We start from the raw sequence: 24,168 nt of genomic DNA on the forward strand, positions 1-24,168 counted from the left end.
CACCGTTTTGGATATAAAAGAGGGGACGACCATGGGCCGTATCGACGCCAAATTTGCTGAATTGAATGCTGCCGGAAAGAAAGCGTTTGTAGCGTATGTGATGGCGGGAGATCCAGATTACGATAAGGGCCTTGAGATCGTGAAAGGCCTACCTGCGGCGGGTGTTGATATTATTGAGCTTGGGGTACCATTTACCGACCCGATGGCGGATGGGACAACGATCCAACTGGCGGGGCAGCGCTCACTTGCTGGTGGTCAGACATTGGAAAAGACGCTGCAATATGCACGCGAATTGCGCAAAAGTGATGACACGACACCGATTGTGCTAATGGGGTATTACAACCCGATTTATACGCGTGGCGTAGATAAATTTTTGGTGGACGCTGTTGCGGCGGGCATTGACGGGTTGATTATTGTGGATTTGCCCCCTGAAGAAGATGCCGAGTTATGCATCCCGGCGCAGGCCGCGGGCATCAACTTTATCCGCCTCGCGACCCCGACCACCGATGACAAGCGCTTGCCAAAAGTGCTGACCAATACCTCAGGCTTTGTTTATTATGTTTCGGTGACCGGAATAACGGGGACCGCGTCGGCGCAGGCGAATGATGTCGCGCCAGAGGTTGCGCGCATAAAATCGCACACTGACTTGCCCGTGATTGTCGGATTTGGGATCAAAACACCGCAAGCAGCGGAAGATATCGCGCGGATTGCAGACGGCGCTGTGGTAGGGTCTGCGATCGTGGAACGGATCGGCGCGGGTGACAGTGCGGCAGACGTTCTGGCATTTGTAAGAACCTTGGCGGACGGCACACATAGCGCTTAATCGCCTCCATTTTCTGTGTCTCTTCAAACTCCCGCCGGAGGCTCTACCTCCGAGGATTCGGAAAAATCTAATTTATGAGCGAAAGGTCAAAAATGCCCGTCATTACAACGATCGCCGATCTCAAGCGTTTGCATAAGCGCCGCACGCCCAAGATGTTTTATGATTATGCCGAAAGCGGCAGTTGGACCGAGCAGACCTTTCGCGAGAATACCTCTGACTTTGACCAGATCAGGCTGCGGCAGCGGGTGGCCGTTGACATGACCAATCGCTCCACCAAATCGCAGATGATCGGCGAGGATGTGGCGATGCCTGTCGCATTGGCCCCGGTAGGATTGACCGGAATGCAATCGGCGGATGGAGAGATTAAAGCCGCGCGTGCTGCGGAAAAATTCGGCGTACCGTTCACCCTGTCGACGATGTCGATCTGTTCAATCGAGGATGTCGCCGAGCACACAACCAAACCGTTCTGGTTTCAGGTATATACCGTAAAAGACGATGATTTCATGCGCCGTTTATTTGATCGCGCTCGTGCGGCAGGGTGTTCCGCGATAGTGATTACGCTGGATTTGCAAATTTTGGGTCAGCGTCACAAGGACTTGAAAAACGGCCTGTCGGCGCCACCCAAGTTCACCGTGGCGAGCGTGGCGGATATGGCGACAAAATGGTCGTGGGGTCTACAGATGTTGCAGACCAAGCGTCGATTTTTTGGCAATATTGTGGGCCATGCCAAGGGTGTTGAAGACCCTGCTTCATTGGCGACGTGGACGGCAGAGGCGTTTGATCAGGCGCTGGATTGGGCCCGCGTTGCCGAACTGATAAAGATGTGGGGCGGCAAGGTGATTTTGAAGGGCATTCTGGACGCCGAAGATGCCAAGATGGCGGCAAAGGTGGGGGCCGATGCGATTATCGTGTCCAATCATGGCGGCCGTCAATTGGATGGCGCACTGTCGTCGATCCGCGTTTTACCCAGTATTCTCGATGCTGTCGGCGACAAGATCGAAGTCCATATGGACAGCGGTATAAGGTCCGGTCAGGATGTGTTGAAGGCCTTGGCTATGGGCGCGAAAGGCACCTACATAGGGCGCGCCTACATCAATGGTCTGGGGGCCATGGGCGAGGCTGGTGTGACCAAGGCCCTGGAGGTCATTCATAAGGAACTGGATACCACAATGGCCCTATGTGGTCGTCGTGATATCAAGGATTTAAACCGTGACAATCTGCTAATTCCCAAGGATTTTACGGGTGACTGGCTCTAGGATTTCCCGTCGGCGCGTGGCATTCTGCTGACGATAATGGCCAGTGGCACGACCATCACAACGAGTGCGCCGACGCAGCCGAAAGCGATGCGCAGACCGTAGGCTTCAGAGACCAGTCCCATCAGCACGGGCGCGAAAAAGAAGCCTGAAAACCCGAGAACGGCAACTTTGCTGATCGCTTCTGTACGCAGGTGCGGTTTAACGATCCGTCCGACAAGAGCCAGTCCAAGCGGCCCGATCACCGAGACACCTAATCCGAGTGTACCAAAGCCAACATAAGCCATTATTGGCGAGGTGGCAGTTGCCGCGATCATTGCGCCGATGCAGGCAATGCAGGCCGCGCCAATCAGGACCGTCACGTCGCGTACCCGCTCCGAGATTGCCTGTCCCGAAAACCGCCCTAACGCCATCATCAGCCCGAGCATCGCAGGTCCCAGCGCGCCCTCTGCTGCGCCGCCGCCTAATGTGCGCTCGATGTGTAAGGCCGACCAGGTTTCGACCGTTGCTTCGGACATGAAAGCCACAAGCACGATAAAACCGGCCATCAGGATCGGCCAGAGCGGATAGCGCCCGACGGCTTCGTCATTGGGCGGCACAGTGGTCACTTCCATGCGCAAGAATGGTGCGAGCAGGATCGAGACAGCGCCGAACCCCGCAAAGACCATGACAGGGGTTAGATCTGCTTCACGCGCCACCCCTGTGATGGTGGCAGCTACAGCGTAGGCCACAGAAAACATCGCATGGTTTGCGTTCATCAGGGGGCGGCTGTGTTTTGCCTCCAGCTCGGAGACCCGCGTATTCATGACCACGTCAAGCAGCCCTGACGCCATGCCAACCAACCCCATCGTGACCGCAAAAATCACTGGCACGCTAACTTGTGCGGGAAGCAGCCAGACCAGTGCGAGTAGCACCACGGCCACCTGCATAGCGCGCGGGCCGAGAATTTTGTCGGCTTCTCTAATTGGGCGTTTGGGTCAAGCTCATTTTCCTTCTTTCTTTCTTCCGGGTCTTTGTCACTCATCCGGGTCACGCTTCTCTTCGCAGTCTGGTTGATGCCGTGATGGCACCGCTGCACGCATATGTCGGATCGGACGTGGAGAGCCTTGCTTTGGGACGCGCTTCACGTTGCGCAGCAGACATTTTCGGCTTCTTCCACGAACCTCGTCCGGTGAGGGACGACCCCGTTAGGATTGGTGTTTGGGCTTTAGGTCATGCCTTGCCCCCCACTTGGTCCTGACGGAATTCTGTGCCATCTATCCACATCCGGTGGAGCAAGACGGCGAGTTTACGTGCGACAGCTACAACGGCGCGACGACGACCCTTGGTGCGCATTAGCCGCATACCCCAAGATTTGATCTGCGATCCGGCCATCGTCCGCATCAGCAAAGCGTTTGCAGCTGCATACAAAGTTGCGCGAACGTCTCTGTCCCCCGCTTTCGATATACGACCAGGATTGTCGTGCTCACCTGACTGATATCGTCGCGGTGTTAGCCCAAAATGCGCGCCTACAGTTCGTGACCGTTTGAAGCGCGTAGGATCGTCCACAGCGGCTTTGAAGGTCAATGATGCAATCGGTCCAACACCCGGAACGGTCATCATTCGCATACAAACCTCATCCTGGCTGGCGGCGCGTTTGACACGCCGATCCAGTTCCAGAAAGTGCTGATACAACACAACACGTGCATCTAATAGTGGCACCAAGGCATGGGCCAGAACGTCATCCATCTCGATCATCGGTCGGACAACACCATCGAAACTGCCGTGCTGCACAGTCTTGGGCAGACGAATGCCAAATATCTTTAATAAACCGCGCACTTCATTGGCTAGATCCATTGTCTTCTTTAGCAATGCCTTGCGCGTGCTAAGCAAGGCACGGACGCCATGGGCCTCTCGGCTCTTCATATGTACCGGGCTGAACCAGCCCGTGCGTAGCACTTGAGCTATCCCGCGAGCATCATTCTTGTCAGTTTTATTCCGCATTGCTGATAGCGCCGCATTGACCTGTCGCGCCTCCATGCAAACCACATCGAAGCCTTCTGCTGTCAAACCGAAGTACAGGTGCTGGCTCATCGTGCCCGCTTCAAAGCCCACCCGTTCAATCGGATGTGCGAACTCAGCAAGGTACTTAGTGATATCGCTGATCTCGCAGGGCAGCTCTCGTTCAAGAAGCACTTTTCCTCTGCCATCAACAATGCAAAGCGCACAGGATCGAAGCGATACGTCTATTCCGGCAAAATATTCCATCTTCTTTCTCCCTTGTTCACAGTCATCCTGTGATCTTATCGGGAGCTCGACCTCAGAACAGAGGGTAGCCCAATTACGCATGCTTTGGGCGCGAGCCACATTGACGAGACCAGCCCCGTCGCTGATCCAAGCAAAAGCGTGCCAAAGAGCGCGTCACTGGCCCCGAGTTGTGTTTTTATGACAGGCACATAGGCTGCAAAACAACCCCAGAAAAGGCCGACCACAACAAAAGCTGCGGCAGGCCTGCGCGAAACGGAGAGGGCGGATATCACTGACATGTTCGCAGTGCTGGTCGATATTTTTACCCGAATCAAGTTTCAAAGTGCAGGTTGGGAGAGGTGATTGCAAATTGCGTCAATGTCTTGTTAGTGGAGCAGACGAGTAAATGGCGCTGACGCGGCGCGCGGGAGTGTTGTTTTGGAAATTGTTCTTGTTTTGCTCGCTGCATTTTTTGCGGGTGTGCTGAATACGGTTGCGGGCGGCGGGTCGTTTTTGACGTTTCCGGCGCTGGTTTTCATTGGTGTTCCGCCTGTGATTGCCAATGCCACTAGTGCTGTTGCGGTTTTTCCGGGATATCTAGGCGGCGCGTTGGGGTTCCGCGGCGAATTAGCCCGTTTTGACCCGATGCAAATGCGCAGGTTTATTGCCGTGACCTTTGTCGGCGGGGTGATTGGGGCGCTGCTGTTGTTGGTGTCGTCGAACGCGGCCTTTTCGGTTGTGGTGCCGTTTTTGCTACTGGCTGCGACTTTGGTGTTTTTGTTTGGGGATCTTGTGCGCGCATGGGCTACCCTTCGGAGTAGCTCGGTGACGCCGTTTGGCACAGTGGGATTGTTAGTCGTCAGCATTTATGGCGGCTATTTCAATGGCGGTTTGGGGATCGTGTTGCTTGCGCTGTTTTCGCTATGGGGCATGGTCAATATCCACGAGATGAACGGGTTAAAGACGGGTCTGTCGTTTGCGATTTCCGGGGTGAGTGTTGCCGTGTTTGTGATTGGCGGATTAGTGGCCTGGCAATACGCACTAGGTATGATGGTGGCGTCAACGCTGGGTGGGTATGCAGGTGCGCCCCTTGCTCGTGTCTTGCCCAAAGCGGCGGTGCGGGCATTGATTGCTGTCGTCGGGTTTAGCATGAGCGCCGTGTTTTTCTGGCGTCTGTTGTAGGTCAAAACGCATGAATGCAGTTCGCTCTTTTCAAACGAGTGATTCCCCCCTATAGCGCAAAGTCTAACTGGACCGCTCACCCTTGGAGGACGGTCTCTTATTTTATTGGAGAATACAAATGGCTGGGAAAATTCCTGACTTAGAAGCCACGGTTCGCGCGGGGACAGGCAAGGGGGCCGCCCGTCAAGCACGCCGTGATGGTATGGTACCGGGTGTGGTTTACGGTGGTGGTCAAGACCCTATCGCGATCAACATTCCGTTCAACTATCTTTTGACAAAGCTGCGCCGGGGCCATTTCATGTCCACCTTGCAGAACCTCAAGATTGAAGGCCAAGATGACGTGCGCGTTATCTGCCGCAAAGTTGACCGTCATGTTGTCAAAGACCTGCCAACACATATCGACCTGATGCGCCTCAAGCGCACAAGCCGTGTTAAGCTGAACATCCCTGTCGAGTTCATCAACGAAGATATCTGCGTTGGTCTCAAAAAGGGTGGTGTTTTGACTGTTGTGCGTAACGAAGTCGAGATGGAAGTTCTTGCTGGCGATATTCCGGACAGCATTATTGTTGATCTGGCGACTGTTGCTATCGGCGATACTTTGTCGATCAGCTCTGTAACATTGCCTGAGGGTGCGAAGCCGACAATCACTGACCGTGATTTCATCATCGCAAACGTCTCCGCGCCGCGTGCATTACTTGCCGAAGACGACGGCGATGATGTTGCCGCAGACGAAGTGCCAACGACAAGCGACGGGGCTGACGCAGAGTAATCTGCCGGCCACAAAAGAGTTTAAAGGCGTCCCGTTAAGGGGCGCCTTTTTTTTGGTGGCAGTGCTGTTGGTTTCCGCTTAAACCGAGTGCATGAAACTCATCGTTGGCCTTGGCAATCCGGGCGCGAAATACGCGCGTAATCGACATAACATCGGCTTTATGGCTGTGGATGAAATTGCAGGTGCGCACGGGTTTTCCCCGTGGCGTGCGAAATTTCAGGGGCAGGTGTCCGAAGGGCGGCTTGGTGCTGAAAAGGTGATTTTGCTTAAGCCCGAGACGTTTATGAACTTGTCAGGGCAAGCCGTGGGCGAAGCGATGCGGTTTCATAAATTAACCCCTGATGATGTGATTGTGTTTCATGACGAAATTGACTTGGGCCCTGCCAAGTTACGTTGCAAGGTAGGTGGCGGTCATGCGGGCCATAACGGCTTGCGCTCGCTCCATGCCCATATCGGGGCCGACTATCACCGTGTGCGGATGGGGGTCGGTCACCCGGGCCATAAAGATGCCGTGCCGGGATTTGTACTGCACGACTTTTCCAAGGCGGACGCTAATTGGCTGGATGACGCGTTGCGCGGCATTTCTGACGGGATCGCCTATCTAGTAGATGGTGACAGTGCCAAGTTTTTGAATGCAATCGGGTTGCGGCTGACCCCTGCCCGTTCCAGCACGACCACACCCAAAAAGCCTGTGGCGCATGTTGTCGCGCCGATTGAACCTGCCCCCGATACCCGCACGGCAATGCAAAAACTCGCGGACCGTTTCAGGTGACCCGTGCCCATCTGCGGCAAGTGGTTGAAAAGCGGCGCAGTGTATTGCGTTATGGGCGGAGGGCCGGCCCGCGATGGTCCCCACGGACGTGACAATAGATTTGGGACGTGTCGACTTTCAAAGCGGTTGGGTCAAATGGAAGGGTGTTTGATGTTGAAGTGGGTTGCACGAGCTTTGGCGGGCATTGCGGTTGTGGCGGTTTGCGTCGGGCTGTGGAAGCGCGAAGAGATCATGCGGTTACTGGCGGTCAACTCTTTGTTTTCAGAGACCAAGATTGTGCATAACTTCTCCCATATGAATGAGGCGTTTTTGACCGCCCCCCTCCCCCGTGCAGTGGATGATCCCGCGCCGTTATTGTCAGGTTTCCCAGCGGCGATGCCGCCGCAGGTCCCTGCGTGGGTTGTGGATCGCAGTGTGACGTCGCTTGTGATCTTGAAGGATGGTGCGATCGTTTTTGAGGATTATTTCCTTGGAACGCAGCCCCGTGATTTGCGCATTAACTGGTCGGTATCCAAGTCCTATCTGTCTATTTTGTTTGGTATTTTGCTGGATGAAGGTGTGATTGCAAGCATTGATGATCCTGTGGTCAAATATGCGCCCGGTCTGGTTGGTTCGGCCTACGAGGCGGTCAGCATCAAGAATGTTTTGCAAATGTCGTCTGGTGTGGTTTTTGACGAAGATTATCTAGACCCGTCGTCGGATATCAACAAGATGGGTCGTGTTCTGGCGCTCGGTGGCTCAATGGACGAATTTGCTGCCGCGCTGGTGGAAACAGATGCCGAACCGGGCGCGCGCTGGCAGTATGTGTCGATTGATACCCATGTAATTGGTATGGTTATCCGTGGTGCCACGGGGCGCGATATCGCAGATTTGATGGTTGAAAAGGTGATCGGGCCTATGGGGCTTGAGGCTGATCCCTATTATCTGACCGACGGTTTTGGTGTGGCGTTTGTGCTGGGAGGTTTGAACACCACGACCCGTGATAACGCACGTTTTGGCCAGATGGTGGCGCAGGGCGGATTATGGGAAGGTCAGCAGATTGTGCCGACCGCGTGGATCGACGAGAGCACCGCGCCGAGTGCAAACACCGTAGCAGGTGAAATTGGCTATGGGTATCAGTGGTGGGTACCTGCGGGAGCGGCCGACGGGCAGTTCATGGCGCGTGGTATCTATGGACAGTATATCTACATTGATCAGGGGCGGAATGTCGTGATTTCCACCCATGCTGCGGATCGCGATTTTCGCGCAGCGGGTGCGTTTGAGCAAAATATTGCGGCGTTTCGTGCGATTGCAGAGAGTTTGGACTAGAGATGGAAAAAGATCCTTCGTTTAATGTTTTGGGCAGTGCGTTGCAGCAGTGTTCCATCGCGCCGATGACCGGTTATTTTCGCAATGGCGCGTGTGACACATGTGCCGGTGATACCGGCAGTCATACGGTCTGTGCGATAATGACAGACGAGTTTCTGGCGTTTTCGAAATACTTGGGTAATGATTTATCAACGCCCAATCCAGCCTATGGATTTCCGGGATTGAAGTCGGGGGATCGATGGTGTCTTTGTGCTGCGCGTTTCTTGCAGGCCCATGATGAGGGCTGTGCGCCACACATCAATTTACACGCCACCCATGTGCGTGCGCTGCAAATTGTACCGATTGATGTGATGCGTCTGTATGATATCGAACCGCTATGATTACCGCGGTGATCATGTCGGCGATTTTGGCGACGCCTGTTGTTACGGATGATCGTGTGATGCGTGGTCAAGAACAGGTCCGGCTGGATGCCTATCATACAACTGCGGGCCGCGCGATTTTGCGGGCCTTGTCGGCGGGTAATCTGGGTGATGTGGACCTGTTGCAAGAGGTGTTGTCGGGGGAGCCGTTACCTGCATTTTCGACCACATTTGAGGGCGAGTGGGATTGTCGCACTTTGAAGTTGGGTGGCGATGTGCCGTTGGTGGTTTATGCGCCGTTTGAGTGTGTTTTTGCTCCTGATGGTCAGACGTTTACTTTTGAGAAAACCACCGGATCACAGCGCACAGTTGGACGGGTTGTTTTGCAGGATCGTGTGATGATTTATCTGGGGGTGGGCTATGTTGCGGAGGCTGAGCCGATGGCTTACGCAGACTTGCCAGCCGCTGATTTTGGTGATGGTACTTATCAGCCGCAGGTTGGTTTGGTCGAGCAAACAGGCCCGAACACGGCGCGGATTATGTTTCCCGCACCTGTGACCGAGAGCCTGTTTGATGTGTTGTATCTGACCCGCAAAGCCGCGGCGGAATAAGCTGAGGGCCGCGGTATTGTCGCGGCCCTCCAGTGAAAGTTCAGTTATGGCGGTAACTTTAAACTTTAGATTTTCATGTCAAAGCCAAGCGCTTTTGCTACGGTGAAGATGTCTTTGTCGCCGCGACCGCACATGTTCATAACCAGTAGGTGGTCCTTTGGTAAGGTTGGCGCGATTTTCATGACGTGGGCAAGGGCGTGGGATGGTTCCAAGGCGGGGATGATCCCTTCCAGTTGGCAGGAAAGCTGGAAGGCTTCCAGTGCTTCGACGTCGGTGATCGAGACATATTGGGCGCGGCCAATTTCATGCAGCCATGCATGTTCTGGTCCGATACCCGGATAGTCGAGCCCTGCGGAGATCGAGAAACCTTCGAGTATTTGGCCGTCGTCATCTTGTAGCAGGTAAGTGCGGTTGCCATGTAGCACGCCGGGGCGACCGCCTGTGAGCGAGGCGCAGTGTTCCATTTTTGCGTTCACGCCTTTGCCGCCTGCTTCTACACCGATGATATTCACGGATTTATCGTCAAGGAACGGGAAAAAAAGGCCCATGGCGTTAGAGCCGCCTCCGATTGCCGCGATAAGTGTGTCGGGCAGACGGCCTTCGGCGGCTTGCATTTGCTCACGGGTTTCTTTGCCGATGATCGCTTGGAAATCGCGCACCATGGCGGGGTATGGGTGTGGTCCTGCGACGGTCCCGATGCAGTAGAAGGTGTCGCGCACGTTGGTGACCCAGTCGCGCAGCGCGTCGTTCATTGCGTCTTTGAGAGTGCCGCGGCCTGAGGTGACGGGGATGACCTCTGCGCCCAACAGTCGCATGCGGAAGACGTTTGGCGCCTGGCGCTCAACGTCGTGTGCGCCCATGTAGACCACGCATTTCAGGCCGAATTTGGCGCAAACTGTGGCGGTAGCCACGCCGTGCTGCCCTGCCCCTGTTTCAGCAATGATACGGGTTTTGCCCATGCGCCGAGCGAGGATAATCTGACCCAGCACGTTGTTGATTTTATGGGCACCTGTGTGGTTCAACTCGTCGCGTTTTAGGTAAATTTTCGCTCCACCAAGGTGTTCGGTCAGGCGTTCGGCGTAGTAAAGTGGTGACGGGCGACCCACGTAGTTGGTCCAAAGGTCGTTCATTTCTGCCCAGAACGCGTCGTCTGTTTTGGCGAAGTTATATTGCTCTTCAAGTTCCAAGATCAGCGGCATCAGGGTTTCCGAAACGAACCGTCCGCCAAAATCGCCAAAGCGCCCGTTTTCATCGGGGCCATTCATGAAGCTGTTAAAAAGATCGTCTGCCATTTTTCGTCCCCTTGTATACGTCAGCGTTTCCTACGCGGCTTGCGCAAAATCTTCTAGAATATTTTTAGTTTTGTGCTGCGTTGATGAAGGCTTTGACCAATGCGGGCGCTTTTATACCGGGCGCGGATTCAACGCCTGATGACACATCAACTTGTGTGGCACCCGTCAGGCGGATCGCTTCGGCCACGTTGCCTGGTGTCAGCCCGCCGGCAAGCATCATAGGGATTGGCCAGCGCCGCTTTGCGATGAGTTTCCAATCGAAGGCCAACCCGTTGCCGCCCGGAAGATCGGCGTTTTGAGGCGGCTTTGCGTCGACGAGGATTTGGTCGGCGACCTGCATATAGGTTTCTAAGGTGGCGATATCGGAGGCATCAGCAACACCGACTGCTTTCATCACTGGAAGGCCGTAGCGCGCTTTAATTTCCAGCACGCGTTCGGGGGGTTCGGAGCCGTGCAATTGCAGGATATCCAGCGGCACAGCGTTGGTGATTGCGTCGAGAGTTGCGTTATCAGCATTGACCACCAGCGCCACTTTGGCCACGCCGACGGGCACGGTCAGGGCGAGGGTTTTTGCGGTTGCGATGCTGACATTGCGCGGAGATTTTTCGAAGAAGACAAAACCTACATAGGCCGCGCCTGCGTCGATGGCGGTTTTCAGGCCCGCCGCGTCGGAAAGCCCGCAGATTTTAACGCGAGTATCTTTTGGCATCAGGCTTCAAGCAGTGCGAGCACGTCGTCGCCTTTTGCTTCGTTCTTTTTATACGTGGCCAGTTCACGGCGTAGCGCGGCCAGTTCGCGTGCTGTAGCTTTTGCCTCGGCGCGCTGTTTGTATTCGCGGATCCATTCCCAAACAAAACCTATAAGCAGACCGACGCCGACGCTAAGGAAGATCACGATAAACAATGGTAGGTTCACGTTTGGCGAGATGCCTAGCAGGTCGCTGAACGCCACGGGCATCGCTTGCACCGTCACGACGCCACGGTTTGCCAAGCCGACAAGGACCAGACATAGGGCAACGATTGCCCAGAAAGCATAGCGTAGCGTTTTCATCATAGTTCCCTTTAATTCCCGTTAAGCCGGTCGCGCAAAAGCTTGCCTGTCTTAAAGAACGGAACGTGCTTTTGTTCAACCTCGACACTTTCGCCTGTACGCGGATTGCGGCCCATGCGTGCGTCGCGTTTTTTGACTGAAAAGGCGCCGAAGCCGCGTAATTCAACGCGGTTACCGTCAGACATCGCACCGGTGATTTCTTCAAAAATTGTGTTTACGATATTTTCCACGTCGCGTTGGTAGAGATGTGGATTTTCGTCAGCGATCTTTTGGATTAGTTCCGAGCGGATCATGGCAGTGGTCCCTATTGGTAATTGTGTAAGTATCGCAGCGGGTTGGCCCCACCTTTAGGTAGACTATAGGCACATTGCGCGCATCGGGAAACAATTTCAACAGCTGGATTTAGAGAAATATCAACCTATCGGTGGCCTAAAGCGAGAGGATTGGATGATTTCACACCTTTGTGGGGATCTGACACCTTTATCGATCCAAGGAACATTAAACCGATTCGTCATAAAAAAACCGGTGCAGTTGTCTGCGCCGGTTCTTATTTCCCCCTAAAAAGGGAAAGGCTTATTCGTCGCCCTTGAGTGCTTTACCCAAGATGTCGCCCAAAGATGCGCCGCTATCGGAAGATCCGAATTGTTCGACTGCTTCTTTTTCTTCCGCGATTTCACGTGCCTTGATGGACAGGCCAAGTTTGCGTGTTTTGCTGTCGATGTTGGTGACGCGCACGTCGACCTTGTCGCCAGCGCCGAAACGCTCTGGACGCTGCTCTGCACGGTCACGCGACAAGTCGGAACGACGGATGAACGATGTCATGCCTTCGTAGATAACTTCGATGCCGCCATCTTCGATCTTTGTCACTTCAACAGTGATGATCGATCCGCGCTTCACGCCACCGATTGCGTCTGCGAACGGATCACCGTCCAACGCTTTGATCGAGAGCGAGATACGTTCTTTTTCAACGTCAACTTCAGCAACTTTAGCTTTCACGATGTCGCCCTTGCGGAAATCGCCGATGACGTCTTCGCCGCGGCCTTCCCATGTCAGGTCGGACAAGTGAACCATGCCGTCGATGTCGCCTTCGAGACCGATGAACAGACCGAATTCAGTGATGTTCTTAACTTCACCTTCAACTTCGGTACCTTCTGGGTGTGTCTCAGCAAAGACTTCCCATGGGTTGCGCTGTGTCTGCTTGAGGCCAAGGGAAACGCGACGCTTTGTGCTGTCGATTTCCAGAACCATCACTTCAACTTCCTGGGAAGTGGAAACGATTTTGCCTGGGTGTACGTTTTTCTTTGTCCAAGACATCTCGGAGACGTGCACGAGGCCTTCAACGCCAGCTTCCAGCTCAACGAATGCGCCGTAGTCGGTGATGTTGGTCACGCGACCTGTGTGGACTGTTTCAAGCGCGAATTTCGCTTCAACAGCATCCCATGGATCGTCCTGCAACTGCTTCATGCCGAGGGAGATACGGTGGGTTTCTTTGTTGATCTTGATCACCTGAACCTTGATTGTCTCACCGATTGTGAGGATCTCGGATGGGTGGTTCACGCGGCGCCATGCCATGTCTGTGACGTGCAGCAAGCCGTCTACGCCGCCGAGGTCAACAAACGCACCGTATTCGGTGATGTTCTTGACGACGCCGTCAACTTCCTGACCTTCAGTCAGGTTGCCGATGACTTCAGCGCGCTGTTCTGCACGTGATTCTTCGAGGATTGCGCGACGGGACACAACGATGTTGCCACGGCGACGGTCCATTTTCAGGATCTGGAACGGCTGCTTGAGACCCATCAATGGGCCAGCATCGCGAACCGGACGAACATCAACTTGTGAGCCTGGAAGGAACGCAACTGCGCCGCCCAGATCAACTGTAAAGCCGCCTTTGACGCGACCAAAGATTGCGCCATCGACGCGCTCTTCATCAGCGTAGGCTTTTTCAAGACGATCCCATGCTTCCTCACGACGTGCCATCTCGCGCGAGATAACAGCTTCGCCGCGTGAGTTTTCAACCTGACGGAGGAACACTTCGACGGTATCGCCGACGTTCAACTCTGGCTCTTCGCCGGGATTTGCAAATTCTTTAAGATCAATGCGGCCTTCCATCTTGTAGCCAACATCGATGATTGCCTGGCCCGCTTCGATAGCGATGACCTTGCCTTTGACGACGGAACCCTCTGCGGGTGTGTCCATCTCGAAGCTTTCGTTCAAGAGTGCTTCAAACTCTTCCATTGTATTTACCATGTGGCGTCTATTTCCTAATCGTTTGTTTATATACGGGCCGCGCGGTTGTCTCCGCCGGTCTTTTGGGTTTCCATTGGCTAAAGTCCCGAGTGCAAACATAAAATAACAGGGCTGATATACACCAACCCCGCTCTTATCTCATGTTCGCGTCTGTTTCGACACTTCAACATCGCCCTCATAGGCCTAAAACCCCAAAGCTGCAAGGGGTTCGCGCACCGTTTCAAACTTGTTCCACATCATTTGCGTTCGTCTAGCAAACGGCACATTCCTGTCAAATTTTGGGCAGGATTGGTTGCGATGATGGTTCTATCAAACTGTTTGAGGCGACTATGAAGAATCTGATTCCTACCAAAGCCGTGCAGGATACCCCTGCCGAGCTACTCAACATGCTATCCGATGATCCAACGGATATTATTGCGTTTATTGCCCATTGCACGGGGGATGATTTGCATTGTCTGACCAATATTCACGGCATTGCCGGAGAGGTTGAAGTATTTGATGCGATCCTGAACCATCCCGAATGTGATCGGGCCACTGCGTTGCAGATTTTTGATGCCTGCAATCCGCATTACTACGAGGCGGAAATGTTAAAAGGAAAAACGCTGGACAGTTACGAGGACGAAGAGGATCAGGTATTTATTGCGATCCTCGATATTGTCCATGCTGTGTTATGTCGTCGTGCGGACTGGCGTGGCAGGTTTGATTGCGCTGCCTTGCGTGCATGGTACACTTATCCCCATACTTCGCCGTCGACCTTTGCACATTGGATTTTACCACCCGCCGTGTTTGCGCCCACAGAGGGGCATAAGCCGATAAGCGCTATTGAGTACCGTTATTCGTCGATCAGGCTGAACCAATCCACAAGGGCGCGCTTACAGTAGCTCAACACGCCGCGATTGCACAAAGGCGATTGCGGCGGCTACGGCTTGGTCGATGCTGAGATCCGAAGTGTCAATTTCAAAGGCGTCTGCGGCCGCGACCAGTGGTGCAGTCGCCCGTTCCGTATCGCGTTTATCGCGTGCAATCACGTCGGCAAGGACATCGTTGACGCCGATGTCCATTCCCTTACCTTTCAGTTCTTTGAACCTGCGCTCGGCGCGGCAAGCGGGTGACGCGGTGATGAAAAGTTTGGCCGGGGCGTCGGGACAAATCACGGTGCCGATGTCGCGCCCATCGAGGACCGCGCCGCCATTTCGTGTGGCAAAGCTGCGTTGGAAGTCGGTGAGTGCAGCCCGCACATCGGCGTTTACTGCAACCTGACTGGCGGCTTGTGCTACTTCTGACGTGCGCAGGGCATCGTCTTCTAAGTCGCTTGGGTCGAGAGTTTTTGCCGCCGCAACAGGGTCAGCGCCAGTCAGGGCTTTGGCCGCGACTGCGCGGTAGAGCAGCCCAGTGTCGAGGTGGGCGAAACCAAAATGTGCTGCGACAGCCTTGGAAATTGTGCCTTTGCCCGCGGCGGCCGGCCCATCAATGGCGACAGTGAAAATCATGTGTTTTCGCGCACAATCTGCGCGCCAAGATCGCCCATCAGGGTTTCAAAGATTGGGAAAGATGTGGCGATTGGGTTGCCGTCATCAATGGTCATGGGGTCCTGCGTTGCCATGCCCATGACCATAAACGCCATTGCGATCCGGTGATCGAGGACCGAGGCAACGGTCACGCCGCCTTTGACGCGGCCATGCTCAAGGCCGGTGACTTTCCACCAATCGTCGCCCTCAATCACGGTCACACCAGCGGCGCGTAGCCCTTTGGCCATCGCGTCGATTCGGTCGGACTCTTTCACGCGCAGTTCCTTCACGCCCTGCATATCGGTTTCGCCCTGCGCGAATGCAGCCACGACGGCGAGCATGGGGTATTCGTCGATCATGCTAGCGGCGCGGGCGGGCGGCACCATGATGCCTTTTAGATTTGGCGAGAATTTCGCCCGCAGGTCAGCGACGGGTTCGCCACCTTCGGTCCTCAGGTTTTCATAGACAAGGTCCGCGCCCATTTCTTGCAGGGTAGTGAACAGCCCAGCGCGGGTTGGGTTTAGGCCGATATTGGGGACGAGAACATCAGAACCAGGCGTGATGATCGCGGCGCAGACGGGGAACGCCGCGGAGGATGGATCGCGCGGCACGACGATATTTTGTGGTTTGAGTTCGGGCTGTCCTGTGAGCGTAATGACGCGCCCCTCATCAGTGTCTTCGACTGTAATTGTCGCGCCGAAGCCTGCCAGCATACGCTCGGTGTGGTCGCGGGTTGCTTCTTTCTCGATCACGATAGTTTGCCCTGGTGCGTTGAGACCTGCAAGCAGTACGGCCGATTTCACCTGTGCCGATGGGACAGGCGTGGTGTAACGCACGTTGGTCGGATCAGTGGCGCCGACCAACGTCATGGGTAAACGCCCGCCTTTGCGCCCGACGGTCCGCGTGCCGAAGAGTGCAAGTGGATCGGTGACACGGCCCATCGGGCGACTGTTCAGAGATGCGTCGCCGGTGAAGGTGACGGTGATTGGCGTGGTCGCAATGGCGCCCATAATCAAGCGCACGCCGGTGCCGGAATTGCCGCAATCGATCACGTTCTCAGGCTCGGCAAAGCCACCGACGCCCACGCCATGCACCGACCATTCGCCGCCGCCGTGGTTGGTGATGGTCGCACCAAATGCCCGCATTGCCTTGGCGGTGTCGAGCACGTCTTCGCCCTCTAACAGTCCTGTGATGCGGGTTTCGCCGACTGCCATTGCGCCCAAAATGAGTGAACGGTGTGAGATCGATTTGTCGCCCGGCACGTTTGCGGTGCCTTTCAGCGGGCCACAAGGGCGGGAGGTCATGGGGATTGGGGTGCCGTGGCCGGACATGCGCATCTCACTTTTTGATCAAGTTAATGCTGTGATAAACCAACAGCAAAGCAGGGTCCATCGCTGCCCGCCTCGCTTTTTCTCAAATAGTTCGAAAGTATCAGCCTCTGAAGGGGATCGACGAGAGTTTCAAAACAATCGTTTTGAAATAATAATCAAAATCGAGACTGCTTTGGCCCGACCCTCGGAATTTAATCAGACTGAAGCACTGACTGCTGCAACGCATGCTTTCCCAGTTCGGGCTTTGGCGGCAAAGAGGCGGTGTAGCGCCGCAGGATCGCGACAGTTGTGCAAAGGCGTATCAGGATTCATCTCGGTGGTCAGTCGCCAACCACACACTTGGTTTCGCTCTTCAAATCCTTGCTAGCCGAGCCAGATGGCAAACCTAAGCAACAATATGGCCGATGGGCGGGGTCGCGTGCGGGTTTCGATATCTGTGAGTGCGCCGCGCCATTGCCGCAACCTAAGGGCGGCTGAATGTCAGGTAATGCGGCGTGCGTCCTTCGCGCAGGGCTTTCTGCTCGTAGCGCGTGGAGAGCCAGTCGGACCATGGGTCGCGCCAATCTTCGGGGCCTTCAGCCAGCCATTCGAAACCTGCTTTAGGGGCTTCTTCCAAGGTTTGGCGCACATAATCTTTGATGTCGGTAGCAACGCGCAATTCAGCATTTGGGGCCATGCAGGCGAACAGAGGCAGCAAGTGTTCTTGGGTAACAAAGCGGCGGCGATGGTGGCGTTTTTTCGGCCATGGATCGGGGTAGTTCAGGAACACTTTGGTCAATGTGCCGGCAGGCAGCACGTCAAACAAGTCACGTGCATCGCCGGGGTGCACGCCGAGGTTGGTGACGCCGGCTTTGCGGACTTTGCCCAAGAGCATTGCGACGCCGTTCACAAAAGGCTCGCAGCCGATGATGCCCACCTCGGGGTAGGTTTTGGCCATATGCACAAGGTGTTCGCCGCCGCCAAAACCGATTTCGAGCCAGATTTCGCGTTTACCGAAATAGTCTTCAAGGTTGATCTGTTCGCGGTCGGGATTTGTTTCCCAGTCGATGGCGCCCGGTGACAGCCCTGCGAGGTCGTTATCAAGGTAATCATTTTGCGCAGGACGAATTGTTTTGCCGCGAAAGCGGCCATAGAAATTACGCCAAGGGGCGCCCGAGGGGTGTTTTTTTTCAGTCATGATGGGCCTGTAGCAAAGCCCTGTGCGCAAGGCAATATGGGGTGTGTAGGATGGGTTTTAACCCATCCTTGTTAGACTGCCGCCTTCAGTGCATTGATCAGGTCTGTGCGTTCCCAGCTAAATCCGCCGTCTGCATCAGGTTCACGCCCGAAGTGCCCGTAGGCCGCTGTGCGCTCGTAGATCGGTTTGTTCAACGCGAGGTGTTGACGGATGCCGCGCGGAGTCAGATCCATGACGGTTTTCATCGCCCGCTCGACTGCTGCTTCGTCAACTTCACCTGTGTCGTGCAAATTGGCGTAGATCGACAGTGGTTCAGCTACGCCGATAGCGTAGGAAAGTTGGATAGTGCAGCGTTCGGCGATGCCTGCAGCCACTACGTTTTTCGCCAAATAGCGTGCCGCGTAAGCCGCAGAGCGGTCCACTTTTGTCGGGTCTTTGCCAGAAAATGCGCCGCCGCCGTGCGGGGCTGCACCGCCGTAAGTGTCCACGATAATTTTACGTCCTGTCAGACCCGCATCACCGTCTGGTCCGCCGATCACAAATGTCCCCGTCGGGTTCACCCACCATTTTGTGTCAGGTGTGATCATACCTTCGGGCAGCACTTCACGGATGTAGGGTTCTACAATGTCGCGGATATCGCTGCTGGTTTGAGTTTCGAGCGCGTGTTGTGTTGACAGAACGATAGAGGTCACTTCAACTGGTTTTCCGTCGACATAGCGGAACGAAAGCTGGCTTTTGGCATCTGGTCGCAGGGTCGGCTCGGTGCCGTCTTTACGCACTTCAGCCAAGCGTTTCAGGATCGCGTGAGAATAGAGGATTGGCGCGGGCATCAGTTGTGCGGTCTCGCGCGTCGCGTAACCGAACATGATGCCTTGGTCGCCAGCACCCTCGTCCTTGCCTTCTTTTGCATTCACGCCCTGTGCGATATGCGCCGATTGTTCGTGCAGGAAGTTTGCGATACGGCAGGTCGCATGATGGAATTTTTCCTGCTCGTAGCCGATATCTTTGATACAACCGCGCACGATACCATCGATCCGCCCCATATAGTCAGCCAGCTTTTCCTGATCCGACAGGCCCACTTCGCCGCCGATCACAACCTGGTTGGTTGTGGCGAAGGTTTCGCAGGCTACCCGCGCCTCTGGTTCTTCCGCGAGAAAGGCGTCGAGGATTGCGTCGGAAATCCGGTCGCACAATTTATCGGGATGTCCCTCGGAAACCGATTCCGACGTGAAAATATAATCTCTGCGTGTCATGATAGTGCTCCGTTGTATCAATCCGCCACGTCAGGAAGCCGTTGTGGCAGCGTTTCACCCCGCTTAGGGAGTCATGGGTAGATGGTCAATTCAAATTTCGTCGACTACGCAGCACACAACCCAAAATTGAGAACATCAGGGCAAGTACGATAGGCCAGTCGCCTGTTCGGTTGTAAACTGTGGCGTTTAATGCGGGCGGCAAGGCCGCATCGATATAATTACTTTCGTTCATGCCAATTTGTGCCGTGATCCGCCCTTTTGCGTCGATCATCGCGCTGATCCCGGTGTTGGCAACCCGCACCATGGGCAGCCCTTGCTCAATTGCCCTGAGGCGTGCCTGTGCCAAGTGTTGCTCTGGCCCTGCGTCAGGGCCAAACCATGCGTCGTTGGTGATCAGGATCATCAGCCGCGGCCGCGTCGCAGTGTTCATTTCTTCTGCAAATATCCCTTCGTAGCAGATCAGTGGTCGCGCCTGTCCGATCCCTGTAATGCCGACGGTTTGCGCGCCCTGCCCTGCTGTAAACGCCCCCCCTGTTGATGCCGCAAATGCGTCAATGCCGACTTTGCGGAGTAACTCGCCGCCTGGGACAAATTCGCCAAATGGCACGATATGCGCTTTGTCATAGATTGAAGAAACGATACCGCCTCGCTCGACGACGATGAAGGCGTTGTAATAGCGCAATCCTGCGCTTCGGTTAATGCCCAGCACGGTGGGTGCACCGCGTGCGGCATCGGCGATTTGTTCCAGTTCGGGGCCTGCATAATCCAGCAAATAGGAAATTGCGGTTTCGGGCCAGACCACCAGATCCGGCACGTCCCCCTGCCCTGTAAAACCGAGCATGCGGTCAAAAAAGAGTTGGCTTTTCTCGGGATCCCATTTTTCGGACTGTTTGGCGTTGGGTTGCACCAGCCGCACTGTGGGACCATCCGCTTGCGGTGCCTCGGCGAGTTGCAGCGGTTGCAGCGCCAACAAAAGTGCCGCGGGGCTCAGGAGCGCCCACCAAGTGCGGTTTAACAGCAATGAGATAGCGTAAGCCAAGCCTACTGTGATTGCTGTCAGCAGATGTGGTCCGCCGTATGCCGCAAGTTGTGCAATGGCGGTGTCAATCCAGATGTGGCCGAGTAATGCCCATGGGAACCCCGTGAAGATATAGCTCCGCAACAGTTCTGCGAGGATCAGCATGAGGGCGCTGAAAAGACTGCTGTTCGGGGCGATTTTGTAGGCGCACCAGCGCGCAGCCCCCCAGAACAACCCTGCCCCGACAGCCATCAAGATCAGGGCGAATGGGGCCATCCAGCCTGTGCTGGCGGGCTCCACCAGAAACGGTGATATAATCCAGCGTAGACTGACGCCAAAGTAGCCAACCCCAAAGAGCTGACCAGTTCGCATGGCAGATTTTGCTGATGTGACGGGGATCAGGAACCAAAGCGCCAAGGCAGCGAGTGTGAGCCACCAAAGCCCTTGTGGTGCCTGCCCCAAAGCGGCAAATGCGCCCAGCACAAATGCCGCCAAAAGGGGTGATCTAATCAACGTTAAACCCAGGCATACGCACGCGTAGCCGTTTGATCCGACGTGGGTCCGCATCAAGTACTTCAAACTCGGTCCCGTTGGGGTGCAGGATAATTTCTCCGCGCGCGGGGATCGAGCCTGCCAGCATGAAGACAAGGCCGCCAAGGGTGTCTACCTCTTCCTCGTCGATCTCGTCGGGGGCAGTAAGGTCCTGACCGATTTCAGCCTCGAAATCTTCCAGAGAGGTCCGTGCAAGGGCGATGTAAACGCCGTTACCTTCGTCAGTAAAACTTTTGGCTTCGTCGATGTCGTGCTCGTCTTCGATCGCGCCGACCACCTGTTCGATCAGGTCTTCAATGGTGACTAGGCCATCGGTGCCGCCGTATTCGTCGATCACCAGCGCCATGTGGATGCGTTCGGCCTGCATCTTTTGCAGTAAAACGCCAAGCGGCATTGAGGGTGGCACATAAAGAAGCGGGCGTAGCATCTCGCGCAGGGCAAAGGTTGCCTTGCTGTTGAACCCGTATTTCAGGGCAAAATCCTTGAGGTTGGCAGTCCCGATAGGTGTATCCAGCGTGCCGTCATAAATGGGGATACGCGTCAGACCTTGGGCGCGAAACAGTTTAACCAGTTCTTGTTTTGTAATGGTCACGGGGGCCGCAACGATATCGGTTTTCGGGATCGAGACATCTTCGACACGCATGTTGCGAAGGTTTAAAACGCCTTGCATATGGGACGGCATCTTGGGGCCTTGCAGTTCAGCAACCTCTTCGTCAGACGTATCGCCGGGACTGAGTGCATCAAAAATACGACCCATAAAGCCGCGCGTCGGTTGGTCAGTGGGATCGTCTTGCGCGCTTTGCGCTGCAATATCAGATCCGTCGTTCGTATCGCTCATTGTGTCCTTACCTAAATTCATTTTGCGCGTTCAAAATCTGTGCGCCTAAGCCCTATATGGGTCAGCTTGTCCCATACTGCCAAGTATCGTCGTTTCCAAGCCCTCCATGAGGGTGGCGTCATGGTCACGTTCGTGATCATAGCCCAACAAATGCAAAATGCCGTGAATGATCAAGTGGGTCGCGTGGTCGGGCAATGATTTGCCTGCCGAGAGCGCCTCTGCTGCGCATGTATCATAAGCGATTGCGATGTCACCCAGCGCTGGGTCGTGGGATGTGGGCGGTAGCGGTTGTCCGCCGTCGATAGCAGCCCCTCGTTCGTCTGACGGCCAGCTTAACACGTTTGTGGGCGTGGGTTTGCCGCGAAAATCGGCGTTCAGCTCTGCGATACGTTTGTCGTTACAGGCCAGAAGGCTGACCTCATAGCCTTTCAGTTTAAGATGCCTAAAGGTGGCAACGGCGGCTGCCTCTGCGAGGGCCTCCAAGTTTGCTGTAGCCCAGCGTTTATCTTCAATCATGCAATCAATTATCATGCGTTTTTGGCGTCCTCTGCCTCATAGGCTTCGATAATAGCGGCGACCAGCGGGTGGCGCACCACATCTTTTGAAGTGAAGTAATTAAAACTGATTTTCGAGATATGTTTAAGCAGATGTTCGGCGTCACGCAGGCCGGAATTTACGCCGCGCGGCAGATCGATTTGGGTGCGGTCGCCTGTGATCACCATACGCGAGCCTTGGCCCAGACGAGTCAGAAACATCTTCATTTGCATGGTTGTGGCGTTCTGCGCCTCGTCCAGCACGACAAAGGCATTTGACAGCGTGCGCCCGCGCATGAAGGCCAAGGGTGCGATTTCGATGATTTTTTCTTCCATCATTTTAGCCGCCTGTTTACCCGGTAAAAAGTCGTTCAGAGCGTCATAGAGCGGCTGCATGTAGGGGTCGACCTTGTCTTTCATGTCGCCGGGCAAGTAGCCTAATTTTTCGCCAGCTTCCACGGCGGGGCGCGAGAGGATGATTTTATCAACCTTGCCGCTGATCAACATATTTACACCAACGGCTACGGCCAGATAGGTTTTGCCGGTACCTGCGGGGCCAATGCCAAAACAAAGCTCCTTGTCAAAAAGGGCTTCAACATAGGCTTTTTGTGCGGCAGTGCGCGGCTCGACTAGTTTCTTACGGGTTTTGATTTCGACCCGTTTAGTCAGCCCGCCACCGATGAGCTCTTTTTGGTCAGAAGGACCCGGAGGCGTGGCGACAGTTGGTCCGCCCATACGCAATTCGCGGTCGATATCGCCCGGTTCCAAAGAGCGGCCCGCCTCTAGACGCTGGTAGAGTGCCTTGAGGGTCGAGAGCGCTTCCTGACGCGGCCCTTCTTCGCCGGCGACCGAAATCTGGTTACCGCGGCGCAGGATCTGCACGCCGTAGGATTGTTCGAGCACCGCCAAATTACGGTCATATTCTCCGCAAAGGTCAATCAGCAGGAAGTTATCGGGGAATTCCAAGGTGGATTCCGAAACATTGGTAAGATCAACGGCCAATCATTTCTCCTTTGGCATGAGTTCGGTATCAAAGTGGCGCGGCGCGGACGCGCTGACAAGGACACACGGCCGAAAAAAGCACAAAGGCCGCAGATTTCGCTGCGGCCTTACGTATTAATATGCGTTTAACACCCTTAAGTCTCGCACGCTTAGAGCACGTCAGGAATGTTGGAGCCTTCGCGGAACGGTCCGACAGCAGTGTTTGGCGGGGCAACCCCCGAACAAACAGGGCGACCATCTGGCTGCATGCGTTCGGACAGGTAGCCCTCGACGCCATCGTCGATGATCCAATGGTCGCAGCCATTCGGATCGACCCACACACCCGCAACCAACTGGCTGAGGTGTTTGTTATCTGTGCTTCCGTCGAAAGAACGTTCGGCGCCGGTGCGTTCTCCGCCTTCCAGGCCGGTACATGCCGTGAGGCCAAGACCCGCTACAAGCAACGTAGTGATTGAGATCGTTTTCATATCGTCTGCTCCTTAGCGAACACAGTAAATTTCAACACGGCGGTTCTGCTGCAATACTTCAGCGGAATTACCAGCGGCGCGTGGCTGGCGTTCGCCATAACCTTTTACGTCAACAATGCGGGCACCCGCAGCTTGCGCGACCTCGGCAACCGCGTTTGCACGGCGGTTCGAGAGACCCATGTTATATTCATCGGAGGCGCGTGCATCTGTATGGCCGTAAATCAGAAAGCCAAATGCGTTGGCGGTGCGGAAGAAGTTGGTCAACTGGGCGCGGCCATTTGCGTTAATGGCGTGTTTGTCAGTCTGGAACAGTTGATCGGACGGGATCACGCCGCAGATTTCGGACCGGTGGCAGACCGGACGCCCATCGCGCGTGCGGTGTGGCGACATGTAGCCCTCAGCGCCGTCATCCATGACCCAGTGCTCGCAGCCGTCGGGGTCAATCCAGATTGTCGGCGTGTATTCTTCGCCGACCACTGTCCGTGTTTGTGCCTGTGCCGCCCCTGCGACCAGCGCAAGTGAAATTGCACCCGCGGTCAAAACCCGTAGCGTATCCTTAAATGATGTTGCCACTTCCCTATCCTTTACTTTCAAACC

Annotated in this window: 26 protein-coding genes and 1 riboswitch; of the genes, 9 read left to right on the forward strand and 17 right to left on the reverse strand. The window is 55.1% G+C overall.

Annotated elements, in window-relative coordinates; all coding sequences use genetic code 11:
* Window positions 1-31 precede the first annotated feature (31 nt).
* Entirely contained in the window at window positions 32-823 is a 792-nt protein-coding gene (trpA, locus tag ACXLHR_RS11540) for a tryptophan synthase subunit alpha (protein WP_458791581.1), read from the forward strand.
* Window positions 824-915: 92 nt separating this feature from the next.
* On the forward strand, window positions 916-2,079 hold the full coding sequence (locus ACXLHR_RS11545; RefSeq protein ID WP_458791582.1) for an alpha-hydroxy acid oxidase: 1,164 nt from the start codon (window positions 916-918) through the stop codon (window positions 2,077-2,079).
* On the opposite strand, the gene ACXLHR_RS11550 is transcribed toward ACXLHR_RS11545, so the two are convergent.
* Complete coding sequence (locus tag ACXLHR_RS11550) at window positions 2,076-3,041, reverse strand: MFS transporter (protein ID WP_458792533.1); 966 nt, start codon at window positions 3,039-3,041, stop codon at window positions 2,076-2,078. The genes ACXLHR_RS11545 and ACXLHR_RS11550 overlap by 4 nt on opposite strands.
* Window positions 3,042-3,288: 247 nt before the next feature.
* On the reverse strand, window positions 3,289-4,323 hold the full coding sequence (locus ACXLHR_RS11555) for an IS110 family RNA-guided transposase (RefSeq protein WP_458790674.1): 1,035 nt from the start codon (window positions 4,321-4,323) through the stop codon (window positions 3,289-3,291).
* Window positions 4,324-4,740: 417 nt separating this feature from the next.
* Between ACXLHR_RS11555 and ACXLHR_RS11560 the strand changes: the two genes are divergently transcribed.
* The 6 genes from ACXLHR_RS11560 (at window position 4,741) to ACXLHR_RS11585 (ending at window position 9,303) form a co-directional block, all read left to right on the forward strand.
* The gene (locus ACXLHR_RS11560) at window positions 4,741-5,484 is read left to right on the forward strand and encodes a sulfite exporter TauE/SafE family protein (protein ID WP_458791583.1); all 744 of its coding nucleotides are present in this window, start codon (window positions 4,741-4,743) and stop codon (window positions 5,482-5,484) included.
* A gap of 118 nt (window positions 5,485-5,602) precedes the next feature.
* Window positions 5,603-6,253, forward strand: coding sequence for a 50S ribosomal protein L25/general stress protein Ctc (locus tag ACXLHR_RS11565; protein ID WP_458791584.1), 651 nt, complete (start codon window positions 5,603-5,605; stop codon window positions 6,251-6,253).
* A 91-nt stretch (window positions 6,254-6,344) separates the two neighbouring features.
* Window positions 6,345-7,025 carry an aminoacyl-tRNA hydrolase gene (gene pth / locus ACXLHR_RS11570; protein ID WP_458791585.1) on the forward strand — a complete coding sequence of 227 codons (681 nt, stop codon included), beginning with the start codon at window positions 6,345-6,347 and terminating at the stop codon, window positions 7,023-7,025.
* A 150-nt stretch (window positions 7,026-7,175) separates the two neighbouring features.
* Window positions 7,176-8,333 (forward strand): serine hydrolase domain-containing protein, encoded by a 1,158-nt coding sequence (locus tag ACXLHR_RS11575; protein ID WP_458791586.1) that lies wholly within the window; start codon window positions 7,176-7,178, stop codon window positions 8,331-8,333.
* Between the two features lie 2 nt (window positions 8,334-8,335).
* Window positions 8,336-8,713, forward strand: coding sequence for a DUF2237 family protein (locus tag ACXLHR_RS11580; RefSeq protein ID WP_458791587.1), 378 nt, complete (start codon window positions 8,336-8,338; stop codon window positions 8,711-8,713).
* A complete protein-coding gene (locus ACXLHR_RS11585; RefSeq protein WP_458791588.1) occupies window positions 8,710-9,303 on the forward strand; it encodes a DUF4893 domain-containing protein in 594 nt (197 codons plus the stop codon). The genes ACXLHR_RS11580 and ACXLHR_RS11585 overlap by 4 nt, the downstream gene beginning before the upstream one ends.
* A 65-nt stretch (window positions 9,304-9,368) precedes the next feature.
* Here the strand turns inward: ACXLHR_RS11585 and trpB are convergent, their stop codons facing one another.
* The 5 genes from trpB to rpsA form a co-directional block, all read right to left on the reverse strand.
* Window positions 9,369-10,595, reverse strand: a complete 1,227-nt coding sequence (trpB, locus tag ACXLHR_RS11590) for a tryptophan synthase subunit beta (protein WP_458791589.1) — start codon at window positions 10,593-10,595, stop codon at window positions 9,369-9,371.
* Between the two features lie 64 nt (window positions 10,596-10,659).
* Window positions 10,660-11,304: a phosphoribosylanthranilate isomerase gene (locus tag ACXLHR_RS11595; protein WP_458791590.1), complete on the reverse strand. Its 645-nt coding sequence runs from the start codon at window positions 11,302-11,304 to the stop codon at window positions 10,660-10,662.
* Window positions 11,304-11,645 (reverse strand): LapA family protein, encoded by a 342-nt coding sequence (locus ACXLHR_RS11600; protein ID WP_458791591.1) that lies wholly within the window; start codon window positions 11,643-11,645, stop codon window positions 11,304-11,306. The genes ACXLHR_RS11595 and ACXLHR_RS11600 overlap by 1 nt, the downstream gene beginning before the upstream one ends.
* An 11-nt stretch (window positions 11,646-11,656) precedes the next feature.
* On the reverse strand, window positions 11,657-11,938 hold the full coding sequence (ihfB, locus tag ACXLHR_RS11605) for an integration host factor subunit beta (protein ID WP_458791592.1): 282 nt from the start codon (window positions 11,936-11,938) through the stop codon (window positions 11,657-11,659).
* Window positions 11,939-12,218: 280 nt separating this feature from the next.
* A complete protein-coding gene (gene rpsA / locus ACXLHR_RS11610; RefSeq protein WP_458792534.1) occupies window positions 12,219-13,880 on the reverse strand; it encodes a 30S ribosomal protein S1 in 1,662 nt (553 codons plus the stop codon).
* Between the two features lie 341 nt (window positions 13,881-14,221).
* Between rpsA and ACXLHR_RS11615 the strand changes: the two genes are divergently transcribed.
* Window positions 14,222-14,773, forward strand: coding sequence for a hypothetical protein (locus tag ACXLHR_RS11615; protein ID WP_458791593.1), 552 nt, complete (start codon window positions 14,222-14,224; stop codon window positions 14,771-14,773).
* Here the strand turns inward: ACXLHR_RS11615 and ACXLHR_RS11620 are convergent.
* The 10 genes from ACXLHR_RS11620 to ACXLHR_RS11665 form a co-directional block, all read right to left on the reverse strand.
* The gene (locus ACXLHR_RS11620) at window positions 14,765-15,382 is read right to left on the reverse strand and encodes a (d)CMP kinase (protein WP_458791594.1); all 618 of its coding nucleotides are present in this window, start codon (window positions 15,380-15,382) and stop codon (window positions 14,765-14,767) included. The two genes, ACXLHR_RS11615 and ACXLHR_RS11620, sit on opposite strands and share 9 nt — an antisense overlap.
* Window positions 15,379-16,731: a 3-phosphoshikimate 1-carboxyvinyltransferase gene (gene aroA / locus ACXLHR_RS11625; protein WP_458791595.1), complete on the reverse strand. Its 1,353-nt coding sequence runs from the start codon at window positions 16,729-16,731 to the stop codon at window positions 15,379-15,381. Before aroA ends, ACXLHR_RS11620 begins: the two co-directional genes overlap by 4 nt.
* A gap of 463 nt (window positions 16,732-17,194) precedes the next feature.
* A complete protein-coding gene (gene trmB, locus ACXLHR_RS11630; RefSeq protein WP_458791596.1) occupies window positions 17,195-17,908 on the reverse strand; it encodes a tRNA (guanosine(46)-N7)-methyltransferase TrmB in 714 nt (237 codons plus the stop codon).
* Window positions 17,909-17,979: 71 nt separating this feature from the next.
* Window positions 17,980-19,161 (reverse strand): methionine adenosyltransferase, encoded by a 1,182-nt coding sequence (metK, locus tag ACXLHR_RS11635; RefSeq protein ID WP_458791597.1) that lies wholly within the window; start codon window positions 19,159-19,161, stop codon window positions 17,980-17,982.
* 5 nt (window positions 19,162-19,166) lie between these two features.
* A riboswitch (SAM-SAH riboswitch) is annotated at window positions 19,167-19,214 on the reverse strand.
* A 32-nt stretch (window positions 19,215-19,246) separates the two neighbouring features.
* Window positions 19,247-20,692, reverse strand: coding sequence for an apolipoprotein N-acyltransferase (gene lnt, locus ACXLHR_RS11640; RefSeq protein ID WP_458791598.1), 1,446 nt, complete (start codon window positions 20,690-20,692; stop codon window positions 19,247-19,249).
* Complete coding sequence (locus tag ACXLHR_RS11645) at window positions 20,685-21,569, reverse strand: hemolysin family protein (RefSeq protein ID WP_458791599.1); 885 nt, start codon at window positions 21,567-21,569, stop codon at window positions 20,685-20,687. The genes lnt and ACXLHR_RS11645 overlap by 8 nt, the downstream gene beginning before the upstream one ends.
* A 45-nt stretch (window positions 21,570-21,614) precedes the next feature.
* The gene (gene ybeY, locus ACXLHR_RS11650) at window positions 21,615-22,100 is read right to left on the reverse strand and encodes an rRNA maturation RNase YbeY (RefSeq protein WP_458791600.1); all 486 of its coding nucleotides are present in this window, start codon (window positions 22,098-22,100) and stop codon (window positions 21,615-21,617) included.
* Complete coding sequence (locus ACXLHR_RS11655; RefSeq protein WP_458791601.1) at window positions 22,097-23,104, reverse strand: PhoH family protein; 1,008 nt, start codon at window positions 23,102-23,104, stop codon at window positions 22,097-22,099. Before ACXLHR_RS11655 ends, ybeY begins: the two co-directional genes overlap by 4 nt.
* A gap of 149 nt (window positions 23,105-23,253) precedes the next feature.
* The gene (locus tag ACXLHR_RS11660; RefSeq protein ID WP_458791602.1) at window positions 23,254-23,571 is read right to left on the reverse strand and encodes a hypothetical protein; all 318 of its coding nucleotides are present in this window, start codon (window positions 23,569-23,571) and stop codon (window positions 23,254-23,256) included.
* A 12-nt stretch (window positions 23,572-23,583) separates the two neighbouring features.
* Window positions 23,584-24,144 (reverse strand): OmpA family protein, encoded by a 561-nt coding sequence (locus tag ACXLHR_RS11665; RefSeq protein WP_458791603.1) that lies wholly within the window; start codon window positions 24,142-24,144, stop codon window positions 23,584-23,586.
* Window positions 24,145-24,168: the final 24 nt, after the last annotated feature.

The sequence above is a fragment of the Yoonia sp. MH D7 genome, from assembly GCF_054439475.1.

Coding starts and splice junctions, on each gene's coding strand:
- ybeY (WP_458791600.1), bottom strand. CDS start 22,100: ATGATAATTGATTGCATGATTGAAGATAAACGCTGGGCTACAGCAAAC.
- ACXLHR_RS11580 (WP_458791587.1), top strand. CDS start 8,336: ATGGAAAAAGATCCTTCGTTTAATGTTTTGGGCAGTGCGTTGCAGCAG.
- trmB (WP_458791596.1), bottom strand. CDS start 17,908: ATGACTGAAAAAAAACACCCCTCGGGCGCCCCTTGGCGTAATTTCTAT.
- trpA (WP_458791581.1), top strand. CDS start 32: ATGGGCCGTATCGACGCCAAATTTGCTGAATTGAATGCTGCCGGAAAG.
- rpsA (WP_458792534.1), bottom strand. CDS start 13,880: ATGGAAGAGTTTGAAGCACTCTTGAACGAAAGCTTCGAGATGGACACA.
- ACXLHR_RS11595 (WP_458791590.1), bottom strand. CDS start 11,304: ATGCCAAAAGATACTCGCGTTAAAATCTGCGGGCTTTCCGACGCGGCG.
- ACXLHR_RS11575 (WP_458791586.1), top strand. CDS start 7,176: ATGTTGAAGTGGGTTGCACGAGCTTTGGCGGGCATTGCGGTTGTGGCG.
- ACXLHR_RS11620 (WP_458791594.1), bottom strand. CDS start 15,382: ATGATTTTCACTGTCGCCATTGATGGGCCGGCCGCCGCGGGCAAAGGC.
- ACXLHR_RS11600 (WP_458791591.1), bottom strand. CDS start 11,645: ATGAAAACGCTACGCTATGCTTTCTGGGCAATCGTTGCCCTATGTCTG.
- ACXLHR_RS11660 (WP_458791602.1), bottom strand. CDS start 23,571: ATGAAAACGATCTCAATCACTACGTTGCTTGTAGCGGGTCTTGGCCTC.
- ACXLHR_RS11615 (WP_458791593.1), top strand. CDS start 14,222: ATGAAGAATCTGATTCCTACCAAAGCCGTGCAGGATACCCCTGCCGAG.
- pth (WP_458791585.1), top strand. CDS start 6,345: ATGAAACTCATCGTTGGCCTTGGCAATCCGGGCGCGAAATACGCGCGT.
- ihfB (WP_458791592.1), bottom strand. CDS start 11,938: ATGATCCGCTCGGAACTAATCCAAAAGATCGCTGACGAAAATCCACAT.
- ACXLHR_RS11585 (WP_458791588.1), top strand. CDS start 8,710: ATGATTACCGCGGTGATCATGTCGGCGATTTTGGCGACGCCTGTTGTT.
- ACXLHR_RS11565 (WP_458791584.1), top strand. CDS start 5,603: ATGGCTGGGAAAATTCCTGACTTAGAAGCCACGGTTCGCGCGGGGACA.
- trpB (WP_458791589.1), bottom strand. CDS start 10,595: ATGGCAGACGATCTTTTTAACAGCTTCATGAATGGCCCCGATGAAAAC.
- metK (WP_458791597.1), bottom strand. CDS start 19,161: ATGACACGCAGAGATTATATTTTCACGTCGGAATCGGTTTCCGAGGGA.
- ACXLHR_RS11645 (WP_458791599.1), bottom strand. CDS start 21,569: ATGAGCGATACGAACGACGGATCTGATATTGCAGCGCAAAGCGCGCAA.
- ACXLHR_RS11545 (WP_458791582.1), top strand. CDS start 916: ATGCCCGTCATTACAACGATCGCCGATCTCAAGCGTTTGCATAAGCGC.
- aroA (WP_458791595.1), bottom strand. CDS start 16,731: ATGTCCGGCCACGGCACCCCAATCCCCATGACCTCCCGCCCTTGTGGC.
- ACXLHR_RS11555 (WP_458790674.1), bottom strand. CDS start 4,323: ATGGAATATTTTGCCGGAATAGACGTATCGCTTCGATCCTGTGCGCTT.